Here is a 6,041-nt window from a genome sequence, read left to right as displayed (position 1 = left end):
TGTCCACGGTCACTGTACACATGAGCCATATTGGGGCCCCTGACCCCATCATGGGCGAAGCGCTTGTAAAACGCTTGTACCCCCATTCTCCTGACCTCGCTCTCAATCTTCTGTCCCACCGGGTAGTCCACCATTGCACTGGCTATGGCAGTTCTTTGCCCGAAGGCCCTGCTCAGGTTCGCAGCGACATTATATTCACCACCTGAAACATGCAAGTCAAGATTCTGGGCATATTCGAAAGGAATTACGCCCGGGTCGAGACGTACAACCAAGGCTCCGAGTGAGAGAAAATCCAAGGATGCGTCCTTTTTGTCCATGAGTCGAAATGATGCCATCTGCAAACCTCCAGTGTGCTTATACGGTATAGGTGGTGCTGGCGGTATCGCCGCCCCGACCAGTCCAGTTTGTGTGGAAGAATTCTCCCCGCTTCTTGTCTATCCGCTCATACGTATGAGCCCCAAAATAGTCACGCTGTGCTTGTAGGAGATTAGCTGGAAGCCGTTCGGTCCTGTAGCTGTCGAACCAAGAAAGCGCAGCACTCAAGGACGGGGTGGGAATTCCATTCAACGCAGCAGCAGCGACCACTTCTCTCAGACTCTGTTGATTCTCCTTCAGGATCTGGACGAAGTAGGGATCCATGATTAGGTTCTGCAGCATGGGATTCTTGGTGAATGCCTGGCTGATCTTGTCAAGGAATGCAGAGCGGATGATGCAGCCACCTCTCCAGAGCAAGGCAATCCCTCCCAGGTTCAGGTCCCAGTTGTTTGTCTCACCTGCTGCCTTGATAAGGCTGAATCCTTGTGCGTAGCTGATGATTTTCGCTGCATAGAGTGCTTTCCCAAGCATGTTGATGAATGCTTTCGGGTCTGAGACTGGATGATTGGGTGCCAAGTCGTACACCTTACTGGCAGCAATGCGCTCGTCCTTCTGGCTGGAAACACTTCTTGCGAAAACAGATTCAACAATCAAGGTCAAGGGTACACCCTCATGCAGTGCGCTGATACCTGTCCATTTTCCGGTTCCTTTCTGTCCAGCGGTATCGAGGATTTTATCGAGGAGGAAGGAACCATCCTCTTCCTTATAGCCAAGGATGTCCTTGGTGATTTCAATAAGATAACTGTCCAGGTCTCCTTCATTCCACTTGGAGAATATGTTTTGCATACTCTCATTGTCCAGCTTCAGGAGCCGACGCATTAGGTCGTAGATCTCACCGATAAGCTGCATGTCACCGTACTCGATGCCATTGTGTACCATCTTGACGAAGTGACCTGCTCCTCCCTTTCCGATCCAATCGCAACATGGCTCGCCATGTACATGGGCGCTGATGCCCTGCAGGATGGGCTTGACTGCTTCCCATGCCGATTTTGAACCACCTGGCATGATGGATGGACCCAGCAAGGCCCCTTCTTCTCCACCCGATACCCCTGTTCCAATGTACAGCAAGCCTTTGCTCTCCACATAGGCCATTCTCCGCTCACTGTCTTCATAGTTGGAGTTTCCTCCGTCAATGATGATATCTCCTGCTTCCAGGAGGGGGATGAGTTTTTCAATGGTTTCATCGACAGCCTTTCCTGCCTTCACCATCATCATCACTTTCCTGGGACGTTCCAGATGTTCAACCAGTTCCTCAAGGCTGTGTGTACCGATGATGTGCTTTCCTTTGGCTCTGGATTCAAGGAAAGCATCGACTTTTGCGATGCTACGGTTGTAGACAGCGACACTGAACCCTTTGCTCTCCATATTGAGCACCAGGTTCTCGCCCATTACAGCAAGGCCTATCAGGCCGATATTTGCTTTCATTTGTAGATGGCTCCTCATCTTAAATTCTTCGTTTTGCGATAACATCTCTCATTTTATTCAAATTTTCCACCCCGGTATTCTCCATGAGCTCAAGAATCTCCACGTACAGGACATCGATGAGAACCAAGGAGGTAATCCTGGCGGAAAAGGATTCTGCAACTATTTTCGAACAACAAGGACTTACAGACAAGACGTAGTTCCCCAGTTTTGCCAAAGGGGATCGTGCATTGCTGGTTAAAATAAGCAGCTTGGCTCCATTGTTTCTGAGTTCTTCAGCCAGGGCAAGTGTGTCATAGCCTTCACCGGTATGACTTACAATAAGGGCAACATCATCTTCTGTCGCTTGGCTGGCAAGCATCAGTTGCATATGGAAGTCAGCGGCATACTGGCAGTTGATACCTGTTCTGATAAATTTATGATACGCATCCTGGGCAAGGGTATTGGAACCTCCGAGGCCCATGAGAAATACTGAGCGGGCCTTGGATATCAATTTTGCGGTTTCCTTGATTGCATTACGGTCAATGGCCCCCAGTGTTTCCGCTAGGGTTTGTTGCGCATTCTTGAAGACCATATCCACAACATCTTCACCTTCGAGGAGCTCAGTTTCAAAGACTTGTTCATTCTTTGGGATGGTTTCCCTTGCCAGGGCGATACGGAATCGCTGGTATCCAGAATACCCTAGTTTGCGGGCGAAGCGCACCATGGTTGATTCACTGATTCCAATTCTCTCTGCCAGTTTCTCTATGCTCGGGTTTACCGATTCCTTGGGATGTTCGAGGATGAAGTCAGCAATCTTCTTCTCTTTCACGCTGAGTATGTTGTACTTGCTCCTAATCATATAGATGGCACTGACTTCTTGCATGCTGGTCCTCTTGTAGTCAGTATAGTATGAAAAAAATATTCAGGCAATGAGAAAAAAATATTCATTTATTACTATACAATTCCCAAAAAGGGGGTATACTATAGCCAAAAGATTGCATTTGTACAATTTTTAAAAGGAGAAGAAGAAATGAAGACGAAAACAATGGTCGTTTTTGCGTTGTTGCTTGCTCTTGTGTTGGTACCCATGTTTGCACAAGGTACAAAGGATGAAGCCGCTCCCGAGGAGATTCGTGTACTGTTGGCCAATCACCCCTATGGTGAGTTGCTGAAGACAAAGATCCCCGAATTTGAGGCAGAGACCGGCATCAAGGTAAACTATGAGAGTCTACAGGAGAGCCAGCTCACCAATAAGTTGACCACAGAATTTGCAACCAACAGCTCCACCGTGGATGTGTTTATGACTCGTCCTCTTCAGGAAGGCTTGATGTTCATCAAGAATGGTTGGTATGAGAGCTTGGACAACTATGACTTTTCTGATTATCCGGCGAACTCAGTAGATATCGGTAGAAAAGATGGTAAAGCCTACATTGTACCTCTCGTAACCGAGTGGCAGGTAATGTATTACCGCAAGGATCTGTTTAAAAAGGCTGGCCTTTCAGTACCTACAACCTTTGCAGAGCTTGAGAATGCTGCAAGAATCTTGAACAAGGATGGGGTTGCTGGTATTGCCTCACGAGGAAAGGGGGCGGCTGCAGTAACTCAGATTTCCAGTTATATCTATAACTTCGGTGGTAGGTATCTAGAAGATGGAAAGGCTGTCTTTGATAGCCCAGAGGCAATTGAAGCAATCCGGTATTATGGCAAGTTGCTTGGCAATTATGGCCCGCAGGGCGTTACCAGCATGTCTTGGGAGAATATCATGCCTGTGTTCCAGGCTGGAAAGGTCGCAATGTGGACTGATGCAAGTGTCTTCTATGGACAGATTGTTGATCCCGCAAAGACAGAGATTCCTGCTGAGGATATCGGGGTGGCACAGCTTCCGAGGGGTCCAGTAGATGATTCCCCATTCATCGTAGTTTCATGGGGTATGGCAATGTCCTCTGCTTCAAAGAACAAGGATGCTGCACAGAAATTCCTCGACTGGGCTACAAGCAAAGAACTTGCCAAGGAAGGTATGCTTTCTAATATCACCATGGCTCGGGATTCTGCTTGGGCTGATGCTGAGGTTAGGGCAGTTATGAATCCTGGTTTGGTAGAGACTCAGGCCCATGCGGCAAAGAACGGCTATCCGTATGACCGACCGTTCATGAGTTCAGTCGGACAGGCACGTGACCTGATCGGTGAGGTTATCATCGAATCCATCAACACCAAAGGAACTTCAAGCAAACTTGAGGCACTTGCCAAAGAAAAGGCAGATGCGGTTAATGAGCTCTTGAAAGCTGATGGTGAGTACGGACTCTAAGTAAATAGTAAGTGGAATTGGCCGACCGATTGTATCGGTCGGCCTATCATATTGCAAGGAGTTGTCCCATGGTCAAACAAGGTTTCTTAGAAAAAAATCTACGGTATATATTCCCACTACCTGCTGTGCTGTTTGTGGTGATACTTATGGTATTTCCGGTGGTGTATACATTCTTTCTCAGTTTTACTGATTGGTCATTGACCAGTGGGAGACCCCTCTCTGTAGTGGGACTGGCGAGTTATTTCAAGGTACTCAAGGAACCAAGATTTCTTGCGTCATTGGGAAGGACTTTCTATTTCACGTTTGGCGCTGTCATTGTGGAAATGGTTCTTGGGACTGTCCTAGCGCTGATTCTCAACCGGAAGTTCAAGGGAAAGGGAATAGTGAAGGCCTTGTTGCTGTTGCCCTTGGTTGCAACTCCGGTCGCTATTGGTATTGTTTGGAATCTGTTCTATGACCCGACAATTGGTATTCTGAACTATGTGCTCAGTGTGTTGAAGCTCCCACAGAGTGGTTGGGTCAGTGATGCAAGGACTGTTATGCCTTCCTTGATCCTGGTAGATATCTGGCAGTGGACTCCTATGATTACCATCATCGTACTAGCGGGTCTTGCTGGTTTGTCCACTGAGCCCTATGAATCGGCCATGGTCGATGGGGCGAATGGAAGGCAAGTCCTGTTTCAGATTACACTTCCCATGTTGATGCCGACCATTCTTACTGCAGTAATCCTTCGGGCGATCGATGCACTAAAAACCTATGATATCATCTACGCAATGACTGGAGGAGGGCCGGGGTACTCCTCAGAGAACCTGAATGTCTTGGCTTTTAAATACAGCTTTGAATACTTCAGGATGGGACAAAGTGCTGTTATGTTGGTCTTCCTGTTCGCTATCGTCATGCTCTTCAGCTTGATGGTGATGCGCGTACGCAGAATTTTTGAGTTGTAGGAGGCAAGGCATGCAGCGAAAAACAGTTCATTCATTGCTCTTTGGTATCATGCTGGTTTTGATCATCGTACCAATCCTGTTTCCCTTCATCTGGATGCTGATGAGTTCGTTCAAGACGCAGGTTGATATCATCAGTTGGCCCCCGAAGTTCATCTTTACCCCGGTGATGCAAAACTATGAGCGGGTGTTCATTGAACAGGACTTCCTGCACTATATGAAAAACTCAGTCATTGTATCGGTGGTAAGTGTATTCTTCTCGCTTATTCTTGGGCTTCCTGCTGCCTACTCGATTGCCCGCTATAAGCAGAAGAAACTCTCTGTTTTCATCCTGGTAGCACGCTTGATGCCGGGTATCTCATTCCTTATGCCTTGGTACATTGTTTTTTCAAGGCTTCACCTGATGGATAGCTATATTGCCTTGATCCTCAGCCATATGCTTATTGCACTTCCTTTGGTTGTGTGGGTAATGGCGCCCTATTTTGACTCAGTACCCCGTGAACTTGAAGAGGCTGCTATGGTGGACGGGCTGACACAGCAGAGTGCGTTTCTCAAGATTCTGTTGCCTCTCTCTGGCCCTGGGGTGGTTACAGCCACCACATTGAGTTTTATCTTCAGTTGGAACAACTTCATGTTCAGCCAGGTATTGAGTCAGCAGAAAACGAGAACGCTTCCCATTGCGGTATATAACTTCCTCAGTTATGTCGAAGTTGACTGGGGAGCGGTCATGGCAGCAGCTGTTACCATCATGGCCCCGGCAATTATCCTTACGATGTTCTTCCAGAAGTATGTTGTCAAAGGACTTACGATGGGGGCTGTGAAAGGGTAGGGAAAGCTTTTCAGGCACAAGATGCATTTTACTGAAAACGTAATGGATATTTCTTTTCTCACCTGTCTGCCCCCCCTATGCCAAGTGTAGGTAGGGGGTGATCTGGTGAAGATGGGGAAACGGTTGTTCAATGCATTGTTGCAGGGAGAGTATGATGGATTTATATCTGTGGGTACCTTTGATA

At 47.6% G+C, this 6,041-nt stretch carries 5 protein-coding genes and 1 pseudogene; 3 read left to right on the top strand and 3 right to left on the bottom strand.

The window, feature by feature from the left end; genetic code table 11:
* The 3 genes and pseudogenes from AB7S66_RS10790 to AB7S66_RS10780 all read right to left on the bottom strand — a co-directional run.
* Positions 1-335, bottom strand: a pseudogene (locus tag AB7S66_RS10790) (sugar kinase); the annotation flags it as partial.
* Positions 336-354: 19 nt separating this feature from the next.
* On the bottom strand, positions 355-1,800 hold the full coding sequence (gene gnd / locus AB7S66_RS10785) for a decarboxylating NADP(+)-dependent phosphogluconate dehydrogenase (RefSeq protein WP_428519894.1): 1,446 nt from the start codon (positions 1,798-1,800) through the stop codon (positions 355-357).
* A 19-nt stretch (positions 1,801-1,819) separates the two neighbouring features.
* Positions 1,820-2,662 (bottom strand): MurR/RpiR family transcriptional regulator, encoded by an 843-nt coding sequence (locus AB7S66_RS10780; protein WP_428519892.1) that lies wholly within the window; start codon positions 2,660-2,662, stop codon positions 1,820-1,822.
* A gap of 147 nt (positions 2,663-2,809) precedes the next feature.
* On the opposite strand from AB7S66_RS10780, the gene AB7S66_RS10775 reads away from it, so the two are divergent.
* The 3 genes from AB7S66_RS10775 (at position 2,810) to AB7S66_RS10765 (ending at position 5,857) form a co-directional block, all read left to right on the top strand.
* On the top strand, positions 2,810-4,084 hold the full coding sequence (locus tag AB7S66_RS10775; protein ID WP_428519890.1) for an ABC transporter substrate-binding protein: 1,275 nt from the start codon (positions 2,810-2,812) through the stop codon (positions 4,082-4,084).
* Positions 4,085-4,152: 68 nt separating this feature from the next.
* Positions 4,153-5,031, top strand: a complete 879-nt coding sequence (locus AB7S66_RS10770; RefSeq protein WP_428519888.1) for a carbohydrate ABC transporter permease — start codon at positions 4,153-4,155, stop codon at positions 5,029-5,031.
* A 10-nt stretch (positions 5,032-5,041) separates the two neighbouring features.
* Positions 5,042-5,857 (top strand): carbohydrate ABC transporter permease, encoded by an 816-nt coding sequence (locus tag AB7S66_RS10765; RefSeq protein ID WP_428519886.1) that lies wholly within the window; start codon positions 5,042-5,044, stop codon positions 5,855-5,857.
* Positions 5,858-6,041: the final 184 nt, after the last annotated feature.

The organism is Sphaerochaeta sp. (genome assembly GCF_050178175.1).
Classification (GTDB): Bacteria; Spirochaetota; Spirochaetia; order Sphaerochaetales; family Sphaerochaetaceae; genus Sphaerochaeta.
This window is presented reverse-complemented; position numbering and strand designations above follow the sequence as displayed.

What these genes read in the sequence shown, in the direction of transcription:
- gnd (WP_428519894.1), bottom strand. Translation starts at nt 1,800, where the DNA reads ATGAAAGCAAATATCGGCCTGATAGGCCTTGCTGTAATGGGCGAGAAC.
- AB7S66_RS10780 (WP_428519892.1), bottom strand. Translation starts at nt 2,662, where the DNA reads ATGCAAGAAGTCAGTGCCATCTATATGATTAGGAGCAAGTACAACATA.
- AB7S66_RS10775 (WP_428519890.1), top strand. Translation starts at nt 2,810, where the DNA reads ATGAAGACGAAAACAATGGTCGTTTTTGCGTTGTTGCTTGCTCTTGTG.
- AB7S66_RS10770 (WP_428519888.1), top strand. Translation starts at nt 4,153, where the DNA reads ATGGTCAAACAAGGTTTCTTAGAAAAAAATCTACGGTATATATTCCCA.
- AB7S66_RS10765 (WP_428519886.1), top strand. Translation starts at nt 5,042, where the DNA reads ATGCAGCGAAAAACAGTTCATTCATTGCTCTTTGGTATCATGCTGGTT.